Here is a 19,439-nt window from a genome sequence, read left to right on the forward strand (position 1 = left end):
AGGGAAGCATTCGTTCCGCTGCCCACCGGCGGTCTCTCTGCCACAATCTCCGGCGACGATCGGGGGATCATGACGGGGGAGTTGTGGCATCACCTCGCCGCGCAGGTCGAGCAACTCGACGCGCAGGCCGGGCGGGTCCTGCGCAGCGCGCTGGCCCGGCACGCGGCCGCGCTGCGGGTGCAGGTGGCGGGCCGCGCAGGGACCGGCCGCGCGGTGGTCGAGGCGCGGGTCCGGGAGTCGCTGCCGCACGATGCGGCCGCGGGCACGATCGTCGTCGGAGTGGCAGTGGACACACCGGGCGGTCCCGATCCGGTGCTCGACGCCGACCTCGTCGTCCACGTGGTGCCGCGTCGCCTCGACCCGGCCGTCGCGCACCCTGCCGACCGTGCCGCACTCGCGACCGTCGATCCTCGTCGCGTCGTCCTCGTGGTCTCGGGTGGGGCGGATGCCGCGGAGTGCGCCGTCGTCGCCCGTGCGACCGGCGTGGCCCCGGGGCAGGTGGTCGCGGTTCGCGAGGAGGAGCTGTTCGCAGAACTGATCGCCGCGCGTGCGGCCGTCGCCCGCGGGCTCCGCGACGAGGAGCTGGCCCGGGTCGCTGCGGGAATCCCCGCGGCTCCGCAGGTGCGGGAACTCGTCGAACACGCCCTGGATCTGGTGTCGGCGGGATCGCGGTGAATGCAGCCGACGACGTCCTGCGCCGATGGAACCCGCGCGGATGGATGCAACTGCACGAACCACCCGCGACCGGCGTACGGGTCGTCGGAGTGCCCGGTTCCGGCGCCGGCACGCTGGCATCGGAACTGCGGCACCTCGGCGGTGTGGACATCGTGGACGCCGGCAGGGCTGCTGCCCAGGGGCCCTCGGATCGGGCCGCGGTCACCCTCGTGGTGTTCGACCCCTCGGCCGTGATCGGACGGACCGAACTCGTACTCGTGCGCGCGGCAGCCGCCGAGTCGATCGAGGTGGTCTGTGCCCTGACGGGCATCGACCGTTACCCCGACCGCCGGGCGGTGCGCGACGCCGACGTCGAAATCCTGCACCGGCACGCACCCTGGCTGCCGCGCGTCGTGGTGCTGCCCGTCTCCGCCGAGGCCGCGCGGCGGGCCCGCGAGCACGATGCGAGCGAGGCCCTTCGGCAGACCGCGCTCGCCGGCTCGGGGATCGTCGAACTGCGGGACGTCCTGGCCGCCGCCGTCCGGTCGTCGCACGACCCGCGACGGGTGCGCACAGCGGTCGTCGCCGCCACACGCCCGATGATCGGGGAGGAGATGGAGCGTCTGAGGACGGAGGACGACGGAGCGGACCTCCGCGCCGAACGCTCCCGCCTCACCACCGCTGCACCACCCGCTACCTCCGGTCCCGACCTGCGCCGACTGCAGGTGATGCTGCTGCACGAGGTCGCGGTGCGGGTGCGGGCGGCATCCACCGATGCGGTCGAGGTGCTCGAGACCGCAGACGGGGACGCGGTGGTCGCGACGATCGACGCCCACCTCGACGATCTGTGCGCGTGGCTCACCGACGAGACGACCCGGATCGCACCGGGCACACCCGGCCCGGAAGCCACCCGCACGTCCCGCCCGCCCGGGACCGCGCGGTCGCTGGAGGACACGCTGACGGTGGTGTTCGGCGCGTCGGCGGGGGCGGGCCTCGGCAGGCTGCTCGTCACTCCGTTCGGGAATCTGCCGGGCTGGATGTCGCTGGTGGTCGCGATCGCGTGCGCGGTCCCGGCGGCGGGCTGGTTGATGCGGGTCCGCAGGCGTATCGCGTACCGGGAACGGATGCGCCGCTGGATCGCCGACGAGCTGGCCACCGTGCGCGCGGAGCTCGACAGCCGGATCCGGACCCGCATCCACGAGACGGAACTGCAGTCCACCGCGCTCGCGATCGCCGCGCGCGACCGGCACGCGACCCGCGTGCGCGAGCGCATCGCGGCGATCGACGAGGAGATCACTCGTCGCCGCGGGGAACGGCGCGCCCGCATCGCGGCGTGCGAACGCGACCTCGCGGCGCTCGGACACGACCCGGAACCGCGGGATGCCGGCGTGCGTCGAACCGGATAGAAGCGATCCGGCGACCGCCGGGTCGGAAAGGAAACGATGGCCGAACTCGCCGGCGGATCGGGCGGACCGCCCCATCCGTTCACCGATCCGTTCGATCCTTCCGTGTTCGACCCCTCCGAGGTGGCTACCTGGGCCGATGCCCTCGATCCGGCCACCGACCTCGACGGCGACGGTGTTGCCGAGACGGTGGTCGCCGACAGTGAGCGCTGGGGAGACGGCGGCGACCGGGGCGACGGTCTCGTGGTCGCCACCGACACCGATCTGGACGGCAGCAGCGACCGTCTGTCGGTGATCGCGGACGACGGACGCTACGGAGTGTGGGAATACTGTCGCGAGCTGGACGGATCGGGTCGCTGGAGTCGTCTCGACACAGGTAGCCTGGAATACGACGTACACCACGGAGAAGGGTCGAAGTGATTCATCTCCGGCTGCGTAGCAGGGGGAGGGGACGGTATTGTGTGCACGCTCTGAATCGTTTCTGTGAGATTTCCGACCGGCCCCGAGTGACGCCGGTCGGTCTTCCGACGTTAACCTCTATGAAAAGGACATCCGGCGCCTACTTCGCCGTTCGGCCACGGACGAAGTAGGTGGTACCCCTGCCGAGAGGGGAAAGCCCGGATCTGCCATCGTCTGCACCGACAAAGTGCAGGTCGGCGGCGGGATCCGGTTCCGGGCACACCCCAGGAGAGTTTTGATGACCTCAGCGACCATTCCCGGTTTGAACGGTACCGACGACAAGCTTCCGACCCAGCATGCCGAGTTGCTTGCCTGGGTCCAGGAGATTGCCGAGCTCACCCAGCCCGATCGCGTCGTATGGGCCGACGGCTCCGATGAGGAATGGGACCGTCTGACTTCTCTGCTGGTGGAGGCCGGCACCTTCACGCGTCTGAACGACGAGAAGAAGCCGAACTCCTTCCTCGCGAACTCGGATCCGTCCGATGTCGCCCGTGTCGAGTCGCGCACGTTCATCTGCTCGGAGAACGAGATCGACGCCGGCCCCACCAACAACTGGATGGCGCCCGACGAGATGCGCGCCACGATGACCGAGCTGTACCGCGGCTGCATGCGCGGACGCACCCTGTACGTCGTTCCGTTCTGCATGGGCCCGCTCGGTGCCGACGACCCGAAGCTCGGCGTCGAGCTCACCGACTCGGAGTACGTCGTCGTCTCGATGCGCATCATGACCCGCATGGGCACCGCGGCTCTCGAGAAGCTCGGCACCGACCGTCCGTTCGTCAAGGCGCTGCACTCGGTGGGTGCGCCGCTCGAGGCCGGTCAGCAGGATGTCCCGTGGCCGTGCAACGACACCAAGTACATCACCCACTTCCCCGAGACCCGTGAGATCTGGAGCTTCGGCTCCGGTTACGGCGGCAACGCCCTGCTCGGCAAGAAGTGCTACTCGCTGCGTATCGCGTCGGCGATGGCCCACGACGAGGGCTGGCTCGCCGAGCACATGCTGATCCTCAAGCTCATCTCCCCCGAGGACAAGGCGTACTACGTCGCCGCGGCGTTCCCGTCGGCGTGCGGCAAGACCAACCTCGCGATGATCCAGCCGACCATCCCCGGCTGGCGCGCCGAGACCCTCGGCGACGACATCGCGTGGATGCGCTTCGGTAAGGACGGCCGTCTCTACGCCGTCAACCCGGAGTTCGGCTTCTTCGGCGTCGCTCCGGGCACCAGCGCGGATTCGAACCCGAACGCGATGGCCACCATCGAGGCCGGCAACACCATCTACACCAACGTCGCGAAGACCGACGACGGCGACATCTGGTGGGAGGGCATCGGCGGCGAGACCCCGGCGCACCTCACCGACTGGCTGGGCAACGACTGGACCCCCGAGTCCGGCACCAACGCCGCGCACCCGAACTCGCGTTACTGCACCCCGATGTCGCAGTGCCCGATCCTCGCTCCCGAGTGGGACGACCCGCAGGGTGTGCCGATCTCGGCGATCCTGTTCGGCGGACGCCGCAAGACGACGGTGCCCCTCGTGAGCCAGTCCTTCGACTGGCAGCACGGCACCTTCCTCGGCGCGACCCTGTCGTCCGAGCAGACCGCCGCGGCCGAGGGCAAGGTCGGTAGCGTCCGTCGCGACCCGATGGCGATGCTGCCGTTCCTCGGCTACAACGCCGGCGACTACCTGAACCACTGGATCACGCTCGGCAAGAACGCCGACGAGGACAAGCTGCCGAAGATCTTCTACGTCAACTGGTTCCGTCGTGGCGACGACGGCCGCTTCCTGTGGCCCGGCTTCGGCGAGAACTCGCGCGTGCTCAAGTGGATCGTCGACCGTATCGAGAACAAGGCCGGCGCGCAGTCCACGCCGATCGGCTACGTTCCCACCGCCGCCGACCTCACGCTCGACGGTCTCGATGTCGAGCCCGCCGACGTCGACGAGGCCCTGAAGGTCGATGTCGACGAGTGGAAGGCCGAGATCGACGGCATCGCCGAGTGGTTCGACTTCCTCGGCGAGAAGGTGCCCGCGGGCATCCGCGACGAGTTCGAGGCACTGAAGCAGCGCCTGGGCTGATTCGATCCTGTTACGGCAGATGCCCGCTTCCGGTACCTCCGGAAGCGGGCATCGTCGTCCTTCACGCGTTCTGCTGCGCCGCCCACTCGTCGAGTCGTCGCTGCGCCTCTTCGGCCGGAACGTTCTCGACCCGCGTCATCACGGCCCAGCGGTGACCGAAGGGATCGAGGATCGAGGCGAACCGGTCGCCGGTCACGAAGGTCGACGGCTCCTCGAACACCCGGGAACCGAGGGTGACGGCTCGCGCGAACACGGCGTCGACGTCCGTGCAGTACAGCACGTACGAATGGTCGACGTCGTTCGTTCCGGCGGGCGTGTGCAGACCCATCTCGGGATGCGGATCGCTCAATTGCATTCGGCCGTTGCCGAAGTCGAGTTCGGCATGCACGACCTTCCCGTCGGGGCCGTCCATCCGGTCGACGACGGTCGCTCCGAACGCCTCGCAGTAGAAGTCGATCGCGCGTCCTCCGTCGTGGACGACGAGGAAGGGGGTGAGGGAGGTGTATCCCTCGGGGACCGGATTCACCGAATTCGTCATGGTGCCAGTGTCGGACGGCGACCGTGCGCTCGTATTGTAGAAATCCGACCGGTGAGGATCCGGCTCACGGACGGAAGACCGCGCGCAGGCAGTCGTCCTCCTTGTTCTCGAACATCTCGTATCCGCGTACCGCCTCGGTGAGCGGAAGGTCGTGCGTCATGAGCCAACTCGGGTCCAACCTGTTCTCGAGGACGTGCTCGAACAGGGTGGGCACGTACCGCTGGCCGTGTTGCTGTGCCGTCCGCAACGTGAGGCTCTTGTTCGTCAGGACGGCCATCGGGAACTTGTCGGTGACACCGTAGATGCCGAGCACCGACACCACACCGCCCTTGCCGCAGGACAGGATCGCCTCCCGCAGGGAGGTCGCGCGGTCGCTCTCCATCCGCAGTGCCTGCTTGACCTTGTCGTAGGCCTGCATGACGCCGGTGCCGTGGCCTTCCATGCCCACCGCGTCGATACACGCATCCGGTCCGCGCCCACCGGTGCTCTCGCGCAGCGTCTCGTAGACGCTGTCGACCTCGGTGTAATCCACCGTCTCGGCGCCGACCTTCTTCGTGGCGCGGTCGAGGCGATCGCGGAAACGGTCGATCACGATCACCCTGTCGGCACCCATGATCCTCGCGCTCGCCGCGGCCATGAGACCGACAGCGCCGGCGCCCCAGACCGCCACGGTGTCACCCGGGGAGATGTCGCAGAAATCGGCACCCATATATCCCGTCGGCACCGCGTCCGACAGGAACAGGGCCTGTTCGTCACCGACACCCTCGGGGATCCGGAAGCAGTTGACGTCGCCGAAGGGCACGCGGATGTATTCGGCGTGCGAACCCTGATACCCGCCGAAAGGATGGGTGTACCCGTAGATGCCGCCGGTGGGATAGCCGAGCAGAGGCTGCTGCATGGCGGCGTTCGGATTGGTGGTGTCACACGCGGCGTGCAGTCCGTCGGCACAGTACGGGCACGTCCCGCATCCGATGAACGACGGCACGACCACCCGGTCGCCGACGTGCACCGAGGTCACCTCCGGGCCGGTTTCGACGATCTCGCCCATGAACTCGTGGCCGATCACGTCGCCCTCGCGCATCCCCGGTAGGTAACCGCCGAGAAAGTGCAGATCGGAACCGCAGGTCGTGGTGAGGCGGACCTTCACGATCACGTCGTGCGGATTGACCAGTCCGGGATCGTCTACCGTCTCGACCGACAACTCGTTCACACCCATCCAGCACAGGGCTCGCATCAGGCGTCTCCTTCCGATTCGCGGGCACTCGGACTGCCCTGCAGGGTGGGGATCTCGCCGGTCTGCATGAGGGCGCGCGCACGGTAGAGGGCGGTGAAGGTCCACGCGCCGGTGACCGGGTCGGGAGCGGGAACCTGGGCGCGCAGCGTCATCGCGGTACTGCCGCGCGGTGCGTCGGACACCGCGAGGACCACTCGGGGGCCCGGCGTGTCCGCGTCGTCCTCTCCGACGAATGCGAGCCCCTCCGAGGTGACATCGACCCGGGTGTCCCAGATCGTGGACCTGCCGGCGACGTCCCAGGTCCAGCGCATGCGGTTCGCCTCGACCGTCTCGACCCGCACGTGGTCGCCGAACACTCTGCTCAGGTTCTCGGGATCCCGCCAGAACTGCATGACCTGCGCCCGCGGAGCCGTCACGGTCACCGTCTGCGGTTTCCGCGCGTCGACGGGCCGGTCCCCGGCGCGCCGGACGAGTCCACCGACCGTGTGGCCGGCATGGTTCACCGCCCTGCCCGCGTTGTCGACGACTCTGCTCGCGTTCTCCGCGACCTTGCTCGCGTTCTGCACGACTCTGCCGAAATCGACCACCGTCGTCTCCTCACCGGTACGGACGGACAGGGACCGCCGGTCGCCGGATCGGAGGACGAACGCCACAGTGGGCGTCGGGAAGATCGAGGCGGCCGCTGACGTTGAGTACCCGTGTACGCCGGACCGACACACCGTCGCCGCACTGTGCCCGCGCATGCGCGTGACCGGGGCGGGTGCACGGCTCCCCGGCTGCACAGCACGTATCAGCGAATGATGCAATGGTGTGACGGAAACGACCCGGTCGTCGCTACGACCGCTAGGAGGGATCGGCCCATATGAGCGGTATCTACAACAATGTCACCGAGCTGGTCGGGCGCACCCCGATCGTCAAGCTCAACCGTCTGACCGAGGGGTCCGGCGCGACGGTCGCCGTGAAGCTCGAGTTCTACAACCCGGCGAACAGCGTCAAGGACCGTATCGGCGTCGCGATCATCGACGCGGCCGAGAAGTCCGGTGAGCTGAAGCCCGGCGGCACGATCGTCGAGGGCACCTCCGGCAACACCGGCATCGCGCTCGCGATGGTCGGCGCTGCACGCGGCTACAAGGTCATCCTCACGATGCCCGAGACGATGTCCACCGAGCGTCGCGTCATGCTTCGCGCCTACGGCGCCGAGATCGTCCTCACCCCCGGCTCCGAGGGCATGAAGGGTGCCGTCGCGAAGGCCGAGGAGATCGTCGCGAACACCGAGAACGCGATCCTCGCCCGCCAGTTCGGCAACCCCGCGAACCCGGAGATCCACTACAACACCACCGGTGAGGAGATCTGGAAGGACACCGCCGGTGAGGTCGACATCTTCGTGGCCGGCATCGGTACGGGCGGCACCATCACGGGCGCGGGCCGCAGGCTCAAGGAGTACAAGCCGGACGTGAAGGTCGTCGGTGTCGAGCCGGTCGACTCGCCGATCCTCAACGGTGGCGAGCCCGGACCGCACAAGATCCAGGGCATCGGCGCGAACTTCGTGCCCGACGTGCTCGACCGCGAGGTCTACGACGAGATCGTCGACGTCTCGTTCGAGGATTCGATTCGTATCGCGCGCGATCTGGGCACCCAGGAAGGCATTCTCGGCGGCATCTCGTCGGGTGCGATCGTCTGGGCGGCCCTCGAGCTGGCGAAGCGTCCCGAGAACGCCGGCAAGCTGATCGTCGCCGTCGTCTGCGACTTCGGTGAGCGGTACATCTCCACCCCGCTGTTCGAACACATCCGGGACTGATCGCCGTCGTGGGTATCCTGCACACTCTGCGGGAGGATCTGCAGTCTGCGCGCGGCCACGATCCGGCCGCGCGCAGCGACGCGGAGAACGCCGTCGTCTACTCGGGGCTGCACGCGATCTGGTCGCACCGCATCGCGCACCGGATGTGGCAGGTGCCCGCGCTGAAGGGACCTGCGCGGATCCTCGCGCAGTTCACCCGATTCCTCACCGGCATCGAGATCCATCCCGGCGCGACCATCGGGCGGCGTTTCTTCATCGACCACGGTATGGGCGTGGTCATCGGCGAGACGGCCGAGATCGGCGACGACGTGATGCTCTACCACGGCGTGACGCTCGGCGGCCGGTCGCTGGCGAAGGAGAAGCGTCATCCGACGCTGGGCAACCGGGTCACCGTCGGAGCAGGGGCGAAGGTCCTCGGCCCGGTCGTGATCGGGGACGACAGCGCGATCGGTGCCAACGCCGTGGTCACCCACGACGTGCCGGCGGATTCGATCGCCACGGGCATTCCCGCGACCGTCCGATCCCGCAAGAAGCACGAACCGCTCGTGGATCCGACGACCTACATCGATCCCGCCATGTACATCTGAGGTCGTGTCCTGCCGAGGGGGAGGGTATGTGCGTTCTCGTCGGAGAACTCGCACATACCCTCCCCCTCGACGTACGGGATCAGCCCTCGTAGCCGGGCGGGTAGAGCACGGACTTCAGCTCGCAGAACGCCTCGAGTCCTTCGGGGCCGTTCTCGCGTCCGATGCCGGAATTCTTGAATCCACCGAACGGTGAACCGGGATCGAAGGCGTACCAGTTGATTCCGTAGGTGCCGGTGCGCACGCGCGACGCGATCTCGAGGCCCTTCTCGACGTCGGTGGTGTACACGGAACCGGCGAGGCCGTAATCGGAGTCGTTGGCGATCTTCACCGCTTCGTCGACGCTGTCGTAGGGCAGCACGCACAGCACCGGGCCGAAGATCTCCTCGCGGGCGATGGTCATCGAGTTGTCGACGTCGGCGAAGATCGTCGGCTCGACGAAGTAGCCCTTGTCGAGGTGCGCCGGACGGCCACCGCCGATCACGATGCGGGCGCCCTCCTCCGTGCCCTTGGCGATGTAGCCCTCGACGCGGTCGCGCTGCTTGGCGGAGATCAGCGGACCGATCTGCGCGGCCTCGTCGCCGGGAGGTCCGACGGGGAAGAACGCGGTTGCGCCGGCGACCTTCTCGACCACCTCGTCGTAGCGGGAACGGGGAGCCAGGATGCGCGTCTGGCCGACACAGGCCTGGCCGGTGTTGATCAGCCCCGACATCACCAGCATGGCGACGGTGGAGTCGAGGTCGGCGTCCTCGAGGATGATGGCCGCGGACTTGCCGCCGAGTTCGAGCGAGCAGCGCTTGAGATTGCGCGCCGCGATCTCGCCGATGTGCTTGCCCACCGCGGTCGACCCGGTGAAGGTGATCTTGTCGATGTCCGGATGGGACACGAGGCTCTCGCCGGTGTCCGCGCCGCCCGGAACCACCGACAGCACACCTTCGGGAAGACCGGCCTCGGTGAAGATCTCGGCGAGGAGGTTCACGGCCAGCGGGGCCTCGGGGGCAGGCTTGAGCACCACGGTGCATCCGGCGAGCAGTGCGGGTGCGATCTTGTTCGCGCACAGGAACAGCGGCACGTTCCACGCGATGACGGCGGCGACGACGCCGACGGGTTCGCGGGTGACGCGGGTGCGGCCGAACGAGCCGACCCGTTCCTCGACCCAGTTGAACGAATCGGCCAGTCCGGCATAGAAATTCAGCGTCCCGAGGGCCGGCGTCATCTGCACCATCTGGACGGAGGGGCCCGGCTGGCCGAGTTCGGAACCGAGGACGGCGGCGATCTCGTCGTTGCGTTCCTCGATGAGCGCGACGGCTCTGGCGAGCACCTGCGCGCGTTCGGCCGGCGACGTGCGCGGCCACGGTCCGTCGTCGAAGGCGCGCCGGGCGGCGGCGACCGCGGCGTCGACGTCCTTCGGTCCTGCGACCGGCACGGAGCCGACCCGCTCCTCGGTGGCGGGGGAGAACACCTCGAGTCTCTCGTCGGTCGACGGTGCCACCCATTCGCCGCCGATGAACAACTTGTCGTAGTCGGTCATGTCTTCCTCATCCGTTGCTGTGTGCTCACGTCTCGGATCTCGCGGCCGTCGGGCGCGCCGCGGTGCTGTGACCCCGAACACTAGAACACGTTACAGCCTGAGGCCAGGGGGTCACCAGATCCGATGGGACCGGACGGCCTCACTCCCCGAGGTGGCAGCGCCGGTGCAGCAGGCGGATCTCCTGTTCGAGTTCGTGAGCGGGCCCGTCGACGACGGCGTCCGGCACGACCTCACGGATCGGCAGCGGACGGACCGGGGCCGGAGCCACGCCCATCTCGTCGAGCCACCGGACGAGTTGCTCGGAGGACGCCGCGTAGACGATCCGCCCCAGGCCGACCCAGCCGTGCGCGGCCGCGCACATCGGGCAGTGCTCACCGGAGGTGTAGACGGTGGCGATGGCGCGCCGGTCGGGCTCGAGATGTTCGGCCGCCCACCGCGCGAGCTCGAACTCGGGGTGCCGGGTGCTGTCGCCGCCTGCGACGCGGTTGCGGTCCTCGGCCAGGACCTCGCCGTCCGCGTCGACCAGCACCGACCCGAACGGCTCGTCACCGGTCGAGACCGCCTCCTCCGCGAGTTCGACGCACCGCCGCAGATACTGCAGATCCGTGTCGTTCACCATGGATGTCTCCTTCCTCCCTCGGCTGCACAGTAGAGCGGGGGAGGAGCCGGGTGGCGCGAATCGGCGACCGTCACCACACTGGAGGGTGCCCAACGGTCAGGAGACACGACATGGCGGAGAACAATCCGTTCGGATTCGACCCCGAAGATCTCGACCGCGTGGTGCGGGAGGCCGGAGAGGAACTGCGGGAGCTGAAGGACCGCATCTTCTCGTTCCTCGAGCCACCTGCGGCGCCGACGCGCACGCAGCCACGGCCCGAGACCACCGGTGAGAAGGGCGACGGGGTCTGGGTCGTCTACACCACCGACGACGACGGCGTCGCCCGCGTCGACCAGGTTCATCGCACCGAACTGGACGCGCTGCGCACACTCAAGGGCAACACCGATCCGCGACGCTCGGTGCGGTTCCTGCCCTACGGGATGAGCGTGAGCATCCTCGACCGCCCGAGCGTCACCGAGGACGGGGCCGGCCAGGACGGTGCCACCGAGGACGCTGCTCCCGGCGACGACGCGACCGGCGAGAACTGACCCGGAGGTTCACCCACCGTCGTGGATGTACGAGGCGAGCTGGTCGCGCTCGGTCTGTAGCTCGTCGATGCGGCTCTTGACCACGTCGCCGATACTGACGATCCCGACCAGCCGAGCGTCGACCACGACCGGCAGGTGCCGGATCCGTTGTTCGGTCATGGTCTCGGCGAGACTGTCGACCGAATCGCTGGGCAGGCAGGTCGTCACCGTCCGGGACATCAGTTCGTGTGCCGGTGCCGCAAGGATCGACGGGCCGCGTTCGTGCAGGGCGCGTACGACGTCGCGTTCGGTGACGATGCCGGCGACGGTCTTGCCCTCGCACACCACCATCGCGCCGATGTTGAACCGCGCGAAATCGCCGATGAGTTCGCACACCGTGGTGCCGGGCGCGACCGTGTGCACCGCCGAGCCCTTGTTCCGCAAAATGTCAGCAATCCGCATCCGGTACCGCCGATCCGCTCGCAGAGTATCCCGGCGGACCGCCACAGTTTCCGCCGGGACTCCGATGTGGTCCTCAGAGTAGGCCGGAAAGCACGGCGTGCCCGGTCAGGTTATCCAGTCGTGACCTGCAGCGACGATCGCGGCGCCGGTGAGAGTGCCCAGGGCGCCGAGTTCGGCGGGGACGATCCGCAGGTCCTGCACGAACCTCAAGCGGGCGTGCCGGGCTGCCGATGCGAGCATGGGCCGCCACAGGTGACCGCCCGACTGCGCGAAGCCCCCGCCGACGACCACTCGTCCCACGTCCACCAGTGCGGCCGCCGACGCGATGGCCTGGCCCAGCGCCGTCCCGGCTCGTTCGAGTGCCGCTGCGGCGACGCCGACTCCGGCCTCGGCGTCCGCAGCGAGCGCGACGCCGTCGGGCCCTTGCCAGCCGTGGGCACGGGCCCAGCGCACCGCCGACGGGCCGCTCGCCACCGTCTCGATGCAGCCGACGCCCCCGCACGCGCACACCGTCGTACCGTAGGGCGAGACCACGTGCCCGATATGGCCGGCATTGCCGGTGCGGCCACGCACGATCCGGCCACCGAGTACCAGACCTCCGCCGATACCGGTGCCCAGCACGACGCCGAGCAGGTCGGCGACGTCGCGTCCGGCCCCGAAGCGCTGCTCGGCCAGGGTCGCTGCGGCGCCGTCCATCACCAGGTCCACCCGGGCGCCCGGGAACAGGCCGCGCACGGCGTCGACGAGTGCGAAGCCGGAACTCCACTCGGAGATGTTGATCGGGCCGATCGTGCCGGTCGTCGTGTCGACCGGCCCTGCCGCGGCAATTCCCACGGCGGTCACCGGCCCGGCGCCGATCTCTTCGACCTGCCGTAGCAGTCCCGCGCACGCGCCCCACACGTCGTTCGAGGGGACCGGCACGGACCGGGCTTCGAGCGGGGTGCCGTCGTCGGCGGCGACGGCCGCGGCGAGCTTGGTGCCGCCGACGTCCAGGGCCAATGCGGTCATGGCCACGACATTAAGCGACCGGTCAGCGACGCCGCAGGACCAGTACCAGGTTGCTGACGAGGAACTCCCGGACGCCGGGCACGTGCACGAGCCACCACGCCCACCTCGGGTGGTAGCGGGGAAACGCCGCGAGCAGTTCGCCGTCCGGTGTCGAGCGTGCCCAGCGCAGGCCGTCGTCGGCGCCGACGTCGAACAGCGACACCCCGTACCGGTTCTTCGGTTCCCGGCCGTGCTTGCGGGCGTAACGCCTGGCCGCGTACTCGCCTCCGAAGGCGTGCCACGGACCGGTCTCGTGCCCACCGAACGGACCCCACCACAGGGTGTACGACAGCACCATCAGCCCGCCGGGGCGCGTGACGCGCAGCATCTCGTCGGCCATCGCCCACGGCGTCGCGACGTGTTCGGCGACGTTCGACGAGAAGCACACGTCGACCGCTCCGGTCCGCAGCGGCAACGCCAGCCCGGAGCCGCGGATCGCGCCGCCCACCTGCAGACCGGCGGCGTGCATCTCCGACGGGTCGGGCTCGATCGGAACGTACCGGGATCCCACTTCGGTGAATGCGTCGGCGAAGTATCCGGGACCACCACCGACGTCGACGACCGTGGTTCCCGTCAGATCCGTGCCGGTCAGGCCCGTGTAGAGGTCGCCGATCAGATCGACGGTGTCGCGGGCGAGACCGCCGTAGAACTTCTCCGGTGCCGTCTGCTCGAACCGGAAGCTGCCGAGCAACCCCGCGGAACGGCGCAGTGTGGCGCGGCGGGCGAACAGCCGGGTCACGTCGGTGCGGGGTGGTGTCGTCGAAGGCACGTCCAGTCACCTTAGTGCTGCGCTTGTACTCGTCCCTCACCTGTCGCCGACGGGCACCCGCTACTGTGTCCCTGTCATCGTCCGAGTCACATCTGCCCGGCCGGGTGGTCGAGTCGACACCGGCAGGCTGGTCGAGTCACTACAGGGGGTCGCCGCGTGCGGGAGGTTCTGCTGCTCTGCTGGCGCGACAGCGGGCATCCGCAGGGGGGCGGCAGCGAGCGGTATCTCGAACAGGTCGGAGCGCAGCTCGCGGCGCGCGGCGTCCGGGTCGTCCTGCGAACCGCCGCATACCCCGGCGCCGCGAAGCGCGACCGCATCGACGGCATCACCGTCAGCCGCGGCGGAGGACGGCTCACCGTCTATCCGCGCGCACTCGCCGCGATCCTCGCAGGCAGGTGTGGTGTCGGTCCCCTCGCCGGTGTCCGCCCCGACGCCGTGATCGACACCCAGAACGGCATCCCCTTCTTCGCGCGGCTCGTCGCCGGCGCGCCGGTCACGGTGCTCGTGCACCACTGCCATCGTGAGCAGTGGCCGGTCGCGGGCAGACTGATGGCCACGCTCGGCTGGTGGATCGAGTCGTCGCTGTCGCCGCGCGTGCACCGCCGCAACCAGTACCTCACCGTCTCGCTCCCGTCCGCCGACGAGCTGCGCGCTCTCGGTGTCGACCGGGAGCGGATCGCGGTGGTCCGCAACGGCGTCGACGCCGTCCCCGCCGGTGTCGCGGCGGGTGGCGACGACACGCGAACGGCCCATCCCAGCATGTGCGTACTCTCGCGGCTGGTGCCGCACAAGCAGATCGAGGATGCCCTCGCCGCGGTCGCGGCGCTGCGCGGCACCGTTCCGGGCCTGCACCTCGACGTCATCGGCGGCGGCTGGTGGGAACAGAACCTCCGCGATGCGGCCGCCGAACTCGGTATCGGCGACGCCGTCACCTTCCACGGCCACGTCGACGAAGAGCGGAAACACGAATTGCTCTCGCGCTCATGGGTTCACGTGATGCCCTCGCGTAAGGAGGGGTGGGGACTCGCGGTGGTCGAAGCCGCCCAGCACGGCGTGCCCACCATCGGCTACCGCAGCTCCAGAGGACTCACCGACTCGATCATCGACGGCGTCACCGGTCTGCTCGTCGAGTCGCCCGCCGAACTGACCGCCGCCGTCGCCGATCTGCTCGCCGACGCGGACCGTCGTCGTCAGCTCGGCAACAAGGCCCGCATCCGTGCCGGCGAATTCTCGTGGGAGGCCACGGGTGAGGGTGTCCACGAGGTCCTGTCCGTCACGACCTTCGGGCACACCGTCTCAGGACTGTTCCCGCGCGCCGACGAGCCGTCGTCTCTCACCGACCCGCTGCCCGAGCGCACATCCAGCGCCGCCGGCCAGTACCAGTAGCCACACCACGTGCGCCCCGACCGCCGGCGCCCGGTGGGGTGACGGCGGCGAGGTGACCCCCTCCACCCGGTACAGGCTCAGATCCTCGTCGCGGTAGGCAGTGCCGAGAGCTCCGAGCGTGCTCTGCGCGTCGCCGAGTTCGCCCGGCGTGCCGTGCTCGACGAGCACCCAGCCCACCCCGCGGGCGGCGAGCGCACCCGGGTCCGCACCGGACAACAACAGGGCCTCGACGTCCGCCGCGCGGCGACCCTCACCGTCGACGCTGCCGTCGGCGACGACGAGAGTTCCGGTCTGCAGGACGTCGGCGCGCAGCATCCGCGGGGACGGATCGAGAACCGGCACCGGGCCGGAGAAGTCGAAGACCCGGAACATGCCCGCGGGCAGAACGGCCACATCGCCGTCGCCGGCCGTCACGAGCTGCGACACCCGCTCCCAGCCCGCCGGATACCGCACGGGCCGTAATTGCCCGCCGACACCCCACACCAGGTCGGGGAGCGCGACCAGCACGGTGACGATCGCGGCCGCCGCCCACACCGGTTCGGGCGCCGCGAAGCGCCGCGCGAGGGCCGTCGTGCCGGCGGCCGCGGCGAGCGCGTAGGCGGGCATCGCCCACGCGACCCACTTCTGGGTGTCGCGCAGCAGTCCGGCGCCGGGAACGTGCACCATCGCCCATTCGCCGAGGGCGAGTCCCGGGCCGGTCGCGGCGAGTGCGACGACGAGCACCGCGAGGACGGCCGGCGCGACGAGCGCGACGATCACGGGATTGCCGCGCCGGCGCCACAGTGCCGGCACACCGTACGCCACCACTGCGAGCAGCAGCAGGGTGCCCACCGGCGCCCATCCCGTCGTGCGCGAGGCGGGGACGGCATCGGCGTTCCAGATCCCACCGAGCCCCGCCACCGAACCGATCGTGCCGAGAAGGGGTTCGGCCCGCGCGGCGAACGCACGCACACCGGCGGGATCTGCTTCGGTGCCGCCCCCGGCGAGCGCCGTCGCCACCAGCCACGGCAGCGACACCGTGACACCCAGGGCGAGCGCGGTGCCCACCCGCGGCAGCACCCGCGTCCGTCCACCGGGGGCGGCGAGGACAGCGCATGCCGTCACGATCGCCAGCAGCGCGCCGGTCGGGGTCAGGCCTGCGGAAGCCAGGCAGACTGCCGTCGATGGCCACCCGCCGCGTCGGCGCCGCCGGATCGCGACGGCCGCACAGATCGTCCACGGCAGCGCGGCATACCCGGCGAGCAGACTCCAGTGCCCCTGCAACAACCGCTCGGCGACGTACGGATTCCAGATCGCCACCGTCGCCGCCACGAGCCGGGCACCGGTGCCACTCGTGGGCAGCACCACCGCGACCAGCCGTGCCGCCCCCCATCCCGCGGCCCACAACGACGCGGCCAGAAGTGCCGTGACCGCGACACCGCCGTCGACGACGGTGCTCACCCACGCCAGCAGGGCGTCCTGCGGCACCGCGCGGGCCGCGGCGTCGGACAGTCCGAGTGCGGAATCGGTCGGGAACGACCGGGGAGTGCTCACCGCGTCGCGGAAGAGCAGGTAGCCGGGGGAGACGAGGAACGGACCGAGCACCGCGACGGTCAGCGCCAGCGACCACACCGCGGGCGCTGCCGCCGGCAGTGCCGCCCGGATGGGCATGCGGGACGACTCCGGGCGTGGCATGGCGGCAGAATACGGTGTCGTTCCGGATGGGAGGATGAGCGGATGCCGCGAACACCCCGACGCGCGTCGGAGGGCGCCGAGACCACCCGTGGTTCGACGACGGGTACCGCCGTCACGGGCATGACGTTGGTGACGGTCGGCGCGATGACCGCGAACCTCGCGTCGTATCTGCTGCACCTGCCGGCGGGACGCTGGCTCGGGCCCGCCGGATACGGCGAGTTCGCGAGCCTGCTCGCCGCACAACTCGTCCTCGCCGTGCCGGCCCTGGCGTTGCAGACGGTCGTCGCCCGGGAGGCCGTGCACGGCACGGGTACCGCCGCTCTGCGCCGTCTCGGTTACCGCTGCGCCGTGCTGGCCTTCGTCGTCGCGATGCTCCTCGTGCCCGTCGTGGCGTGGGCGCTCGACACGAGCGTCGGGGGAGCGTTCGGATCGCTCCTCACCGCACCGCTGCTCGTCCTGCTCGCCGCCGAACAGGGTCTGCTCCAGGGGCGGGGCAGGTTCGCTGCGCTCAGTGTCGTCCTGGCCGCCGCAGGCATCGCGAAGGTGGTGCCGGCGGTCGCTGTGCTCGCCGTCGGAGGCGGTCCCGGCGCCGCGCTGTTCGCCGGTGCGATCGGGACAGGTGTGGTCGCGCTGGCCGCGCGCGCGCTGGTGGGCCGGACGTCCGGTGGCGGGCAGGAGCCGGCCCCGACCGCGGGGGCGGTTCTGCGTGCCTCCCAGGTGCAGCTGGCCCTCATCGCGCTCACCTCGCTCGACCTGCTGCTCGCCCGCACGCTGCTCGACCCCGATTCCGCCGGCCTGTACGCCCTGGGAGCGGTCGCCACGAAGGTCGCCTTCTGGCTGCCGCAGGCGGTCGGGGTGGTGCTCTATCCGCGGATGGCGAACCCTGCGCAGTCGGCGGCCGCGGTGCGCTCGGCCCTCACGGTCCTCGTCGCGATCGGCGCGGTGCTCGTCGCCGGGGCCGCGATCTGCGGGCCGCTCGTCCCGATGCTCGTCGGCGACGCCTACGGTCCTGTGCAGGCGCTGCTGTGGCTGTTCGCGCTGCAGGGTGCCTGCCTCGCGGTGCTCCAGGGCGCGTTGCTGTCGGCGATCGCCGGGGAGCGCACCCATCTCGCGCTCGTCGCGTGGGCGGGTCTCGCCCTCGAAGCGGTGCTGATGTTCACGGTGGCATCGACCCTGCGGCAGTTCATCGCCGTCGCTGTCGGTGTGGCCGCCGCGACGGCCGCGGTGGTCGCGGTGCTCGCTCTGCGCGGTGCTGCAGTGGCCCAGTCGTCCACGGACGACGCAGCGACCCGGTCGCACGCGAACGACACCGCCCCCCACCGGGATCGGTGAGGGGCGGCTCGGTTCGTCTACCGGACGATCACTCCTGCGTCGGAGGCTTGCGCAGATCGGTGCGCGGGATCTCCTGCGTTCGATCGGTCGTCCAATCGCGCTGTTGCGCGTTCGGATCGGTCTGGCGCGGGATGACCTCGGTGCGGTCCTCGGTGTGATCGCGCTGCGCGCCGCCCGAATGCGCCGGGCCGACCGTGGTCGTGGCCGGACCTGCCGGGGCGGGACCGCCGGTCGCGGTGGCCGGACGACGGTTGCCGCCGCCGCGCAGGCCGAGCACGAAGCCGACGATCAGCAGGATGACGCCGAGGATGCCGAGGATGATCGGCAGGGTGCGGCCGAACAGCGAGATGGTGTCCTGGCCGTCCTTCGCCTGGCCGATCTGGTACTCGATCGTCTCCTCGTCGAACGGGAGCGTCACGTCGAGGACCGTCACCTCGGGCTTGTCGGCCTCGCGGGCGTAGTACTGGTCCTGCTGCTCCTGGCCCTTGACGACGACACCGGTGACCGGGTCGACCCACAGGTCGCGGATGTTGTTGTACCAGCGGGTCATCGTGATCGGCTCGTCGCCCTCACCGACACCCCAGGTGGAGGCGGGCAGGCTGAGCTTGTAGGTCGGGACCTCGGGGTCGGCCTTCGAGAGGTCGACCGGCCCGATCTCCTGGCTGAAGTGGTAGACCTTCATGCCGTTGATCTCCTCCTCACCGACGAAGTCGATGGGGAAGTTCTCGCGAGCGTTGATGTCGTAGTACGGGTACGACTCCTGCTGGACGTCGAACGGGAACTTGTACTGCAGTCCGGCGCGGTTGTCGATCTCCACCGGCGGCTTGTCGGCGCTCACCTGGATCGTGCTCACGCGCTCCGGGAACTCCTCCTCCGAGACGGGCATGGAGGTCTTCCGGTCGATCGTGAGACGGTCGACGACGGCCGAGACCAGGCCCGTGTCCCCTTGCATGTCGAGTCGTCGCACGGTCTGGCCTGCCTGCAGCGTCATGACCTCGGCGTTCGAGGGATCCTCGACGGTGACGAAGCGCTGCGCGACGATCGGCACGTCGCGATCGACCTGCGCGTTGCCGGCGAGCAGCTGACGGGAATTGAGGATGTCGCCCGTGCCTTCGGCGACCGTGGTCACCTCGAGATCGAGCGGTGTCGTTCTCAGCTTCCCGAGCGTGTACGTCGGCACGAGAATCGCGATCACCAGGAGGAAGGCCCCCAGGCCCACCAGAATCATTGCCAGTATCCGGCCGGAGCTCGAACGCTCAGCCATGCTTTCTCCTCACTCAACGGTCGTCATCGAGTACCCCCACCGGCAGCAGCAGGGCTGCACGGATCGCCTGGCATCCGGCCCGCGAACACCACGTGAGCTCAGACACTA

At 69.7% G+C, this 19,439-nt stretch carries 19 protein-coding genes; 9 read left to right on the forward strand and 10 right to left on the reverse strand.

Annotation, left to right across the window (positions count from 1 at the left end):
* Positions 1-69: 69 nt before the first annotated feature.
* From EQ874_RS03990 to EQ874_RS04005, 4 genes are all read left to right on the forward strand, one after another.
* Entirely contained in the window at positions 70-675 is a 606-nt protein-coding gene (locus tag EQ874_RS03990; protein WP_129975694.1) for a hypothetical protein, read from the forward strand.
* Complete coding sequence (locus tag EQ874_RS03995) at positions 672-2,060, forward strand: hypothetical protein (protein WP_242496626.1); 1,389 nt, start codon at positions 672-674, stop codon at positions 2,058-2,060. Before EQ874_RS03990 ends, EQ874_RS03995 begins: the two co-directional genes overlap by 4 nt.
* A 36-nt stretch (positions 2,061-2,096) precedes the next feature.
* On the forward strand, positions 2,097-2,477 hold the full coding sequence (locus EQ874_RS04000; RefSeq protein ID WP_129975696.1) for a DUF6802 family protein: 381 nt from the start codon (positions 2,097-2,099) through the stop codon (positions 2,475-2,477).
* 277 nt (positions 2,478-2,754) lie between these two features.
* Positions 2,755-4,587: a phosphoenolpyruvate carboxykinase (GTP) gene (locus tag EQ874_RS04005; RefSeq protein WP_064063962.1), complete on the forward strand. Its 1,833-nt coding sequence runs from the start codon at positions 2,755-2,757 to the stop codon at positions 4,585-4,587.
* Between the two features lie 61 nt (positions 4,588-4,648).
* Here the strand turns inward: EQ874_RS04005 and EQ874_RS04010 are convergent, their stop codons facing one another.
* The 3 genes from EQ874_RS04010 to EQ874_RS04020 all read right to left on the reverse strand — a co-directional run bounded on the left by EQ874_RS04010 (position 4,649) and on the right by EQ874_RS04020 (position 6,946).
* Positions 4,649-5,125: a VOC family protein gene (locus EQ874_RS04010; RefSeq protein WP_129975698.1), complete on the reverse strand. Its 477-nt coding sequence runs from the start codon at positions 5,123-5,125 to the stop codon at positions 4,649-4,651.
* A 64-nt stretch (positions 5,126-5,189) separates the two neighbouring features.
* Positions 5,190-6,359 (reverse strand): zinc-dependent alcohol dehydrogenase, encoded by a 1,170-nt coding sequence (locus EQ874_RS04015; RefSeq protein ID WP_129975700.1) that lies wholly within the window; start codon positions 6,357-6,359, stop codon positions 5,190-5,192.
* A complete protein-coding gene (locus tag EQ874_RS04020) occupies positions 6,359-6,946 on the reverse strand; it encodes a hypothetical protein (protein ID WP_129975702.1) in 588 nt (195 codons plus the stop codon). The genes EQ874_RS04015 and EQ874_RS04020 overlap by 1 nt, the downstream gene beginning before the upstream one ends.
* A gap of 275 nt (positions 6,947-7,221) precedes the next feature.
* On the opposite strand from EQ874_RS04020, the gene cysK reads away from it, so the two are divergent.
* A complete protein-coding gene (cysK, locus tag EQ874_RS04025) occupies positions 7,222-8,157 on the forward strand; it encodes a cysteine synthase A (protein ID WP_016932539.1) in 936 nt (311 codons plus the stop codon).
* A gap of 8 nt (positions 8,158-8,165) precedes the next feature.
* A complete protein-coding gene (epsC, locus tag EQ874_RS04030) occupies positions 8,166-8,744 on the forward strand; it encodes a serine O-acetyltransferase EpsC (protein WP_016932540.1) in 579 nt (192 codons plus the stop codon).
* A gap of 79 nt (positions 8,745-8,823) precedes the next feature.
* On the opposite strand, the gene EQ874_RS04035 is transcribed toward epsC, so the two are convergent.
* Both EQ874_RS04035 and EQ874_RS04040 read right to left on the reverse strand, forming a co-directional pair.
* Entirely contained in the window at positions 8,824-10,272 is a 1,449-nt protein-coding gene (locus tag EQ874_RS04035) for an aldehyde dehydrogenase (RefSeq protein WP_129975704.1), read from the reverse strand.
* A gap of 139 nt (positions 10,273-10,411) precedes the next feature.
* Positions 10,412-10,891, reverse strand: a complete 480-nt coding sequence (locus tag EQ874_RS04040) for a nucleoside deaminase (protein WP_129975706.1) — start codon at positions 10,889-10,891, stop codon at positions 10,412-10,414.
* A 110-nt stretch (positions 10,892-11,001) separates the two neighbouring features.
* On the opposite strand from EQ874_RS04040, the gene EQ874_RS04045 reads away from it, so the two are divergent.
* Positions 11,002-11,418, forward strand: a complete 417-nt coding sequence (locus EQ874_RS04045) for a hypothetical protein (protein ID WP_064063965.1) — start codon at positions 11,002-11,004, stop codon at positions 11,416-11,418.
* 9 nt (positions 11,419-11,427) lie between these two features.
* Here EQ874_RS04045 and EQ874_RS04050 read toward each other — a convergent pair whose 3' ends face one another.
* The 3 genes from EQ874_RS04050 to EQ874_RS04060 form a co-directional block, all read right to left on the reverse strand.
* Entirely contained in the window at positions 11,428-11,859 is a 432-nt protein-coding gene (locus tag EQ874_RS04050) for a CBS domain-containing protein (RefSeq protein WP_026002933.1), read from the reverse strand.
* Positions 11,860-11,964: 105 nt separating this feature from the next.
* The gene (locus EQ874_RS04055) at positions 11,965-12,867 is read right to left on the reverse strand and encodes an ROK family protein (protein ID WP_064063966.1); all 903 of its coding nucleotides are present in this window, start codon (positions 12,865-12,867) and stop codon (positions 11,965-11,967) included.
* A gap of 22 nt (positions 12,868-12,889) precedes the next feature.
* Complete coding sequence (locus EQ874_RS04060) at positions 12,890-13,645, reverse strand: class I SAM-dependent methyltransferase (RefSeq protein WP_064063967.1); 756 nt, start codon at positions 13,643-13,645, stop codon at positions 12,890-12,892.
* A 186-nt stretch (positions 13,646-13,831) separates the two neighbouring features.
* Between EQ874_RS04060 and EQ874_RS04065 the strand changes: the two genes are divergently transcribed.
* On the forward strand, positions 13,832-15,061 hold the full coding sequence (locus EQ874_RS04065) for a glycosyltransferase family 4 protein (protein ID WP_129975708.1): 1,230 nt from the start codon (positions 13,832-13,834) through the stop codon (positions 15,059-15,061).
* Here EQ874_RS04065 and EQ874_RS04070 read toward each other — a convergent pair.
* The gene (locus tag EQ874_RS04070; RefSeq protein WP_129975710.1) at positions 14,972-16,735 is read right to left on the reverse strand and encodes a hypothetical protein; all 1,764 of its coding nucleotides are present in this window, start codon (positions 16,733-16,735) and stop codon (positions 14,972-14,974) included. The genes EQ874_RS04065 and EQ874_RS04070 overlap by 90 nt on opposite strands.
* A 120-nt stretch (positions 16,736-16,855) precedes the next feature.
* On the opposite strand from EQ874_RS04070, the gene EQ874_RS04075 reads away from it, so the two are divergent.
* A complete protein-coding gene (locus EQ874_RS04075; RefSeq protein ID WP_129975988.1) occupies positions 16,856-18,067 on the forward strand; it encodes a polysaccharide biosynthesis protein in 1,212 nt (403 codons plus the stop codon).
* A 28-nt stretch (positions 18,068-18,095) separates the two neighbouring features.
* Here EQ874_RS04075 and EQ874_RS04080 read toward each other — a convergent pair whose 3' ends face one another.
* Positions 18,096-19,331 carry a DUF3068 domain-containing protein gene (locus tag EQ874_RS04080; RefSeq protein ID WP_165369191.1) on the reverse strand — a complete coding sequence of 412 codons (1,236 nt, stop codon included), beginning with the start codon at positions 19,329-19,331 and terminating at the stop codon, positions 18,096-18,098.
* Positions 19,332-19,439: the final 108 nt, after the last annotated feature.

Source organism: Rhodococcus sp. Q1, from assembly GCF_004153645.1.
Lineage (GTDB): Bacteria > Actinomycetota > Actinomycetes > Mycobacteriales > Mycobacteriaceae > Rhodococcus > Rhodococcus gordoniae.

Excerpts from the sequence above, each read along its gene's own strand:
- EQ874_RS04075 (WP_129975988.1), top strand. The coding sequence starts at position 16,856 with ATGACGTTGGTGACGGTCGGCGCGATGACCGCGAACCTCGCGTCGTAT.
- EQ874_RS04000 (WP_129975696.1), top strand. The coding sequence starts at position 2,097 with ATGGCCGAACTCGCCGGCGGATCGGGCGGACCGCCCCATCCGTTCACC.
- EQ874_RS04050 (WP_026002933.1), bottom strand. The coding sequence starts at position 11,859 with ATGCGGATTGCTGACATTTTGCGGAACAAGGGCTCGGCGGTGCACACG.
- EQ874_RS04010 (WP_129975698.1), bottom strand. The coding sequence starts at position 5,125 with ATGACGAATTCGGTGAATCCGGTCCCCGAGGGATACACCTCCCTCACC.
- EQ874_RS04040 (WP_129975706.1), bottom strand. The coding sequence starts at position 10,891 with ATGGTGAACGACACGGATCTGCAGTATCTGCGGCGGTGCGTCGAACTC.
- EQ874_RS04035 (WP_129975704.1), bottom strand. The coding sequence starts at position 10,272 with ATGACCGACTACGACAAGTTGTTCATCGGCGGCGAATGGGTGGCACCG.
- EQ874_RS04080 (WP_165369191.1), bottom strand. The coding sequence starts at position 19,331 with ATGGCTGAGCGTTCGAGCTCCGGCCGGATACTGGCAATGATTCTGGTG.
- EQ874_RS04005 (WP_064063962.1), top strand. The coding sequence starts at position 2,755 with ATGACCTCAGCGACCATTCCCGGTTTGAACGGTACCGACGACAAGCTT.
- cysK (WP_016932539.1), top strand. The coding sequence starts at position 7,222 with ATGAGCGGTATCTACAACAATGTCACCGAGCTGGTCGGGCGCACCCCG.
- EQ874_RS04070 (WP_129975710.1), bottom strand. The coding sequence starts at position 16,735 with ATGCCACGCCCGGAGTCGTCCCGCATGCCCATCCGGGCGGCACTGCCG.
- EQ874_RS04055 (WP_064063966.1), bottom strand. The coding sequence starts at position 12,867 with ATGACCGCATTGGCCCTGGACGTCGGCGGCACCAAGCTCGCCGCGGCC.
- EQ874_RS03990 (WP_129975694.1), top strand. The coding sequence starts at position 70 with ATGACGGGGGAGTTGTGGCATCACCTCGCCGCGCAGGTCGAGCAACTC.
- EQ874_RS04015 (WP_129975700.1), bottom strand. The coding sequence starts at position 6,359 with ATGCGAGCCCTGTGCTGGATGGGTGTGAACGAGTTGTCGGTCGAGACG.
- EQ874_RS04045 (WP_064063965.1), top strand. The coding sequence starts at position 11,002 with ATGGCGGAGAACAATCCGTTCGGATTCGACCCCGAAGATCTCGACCGC.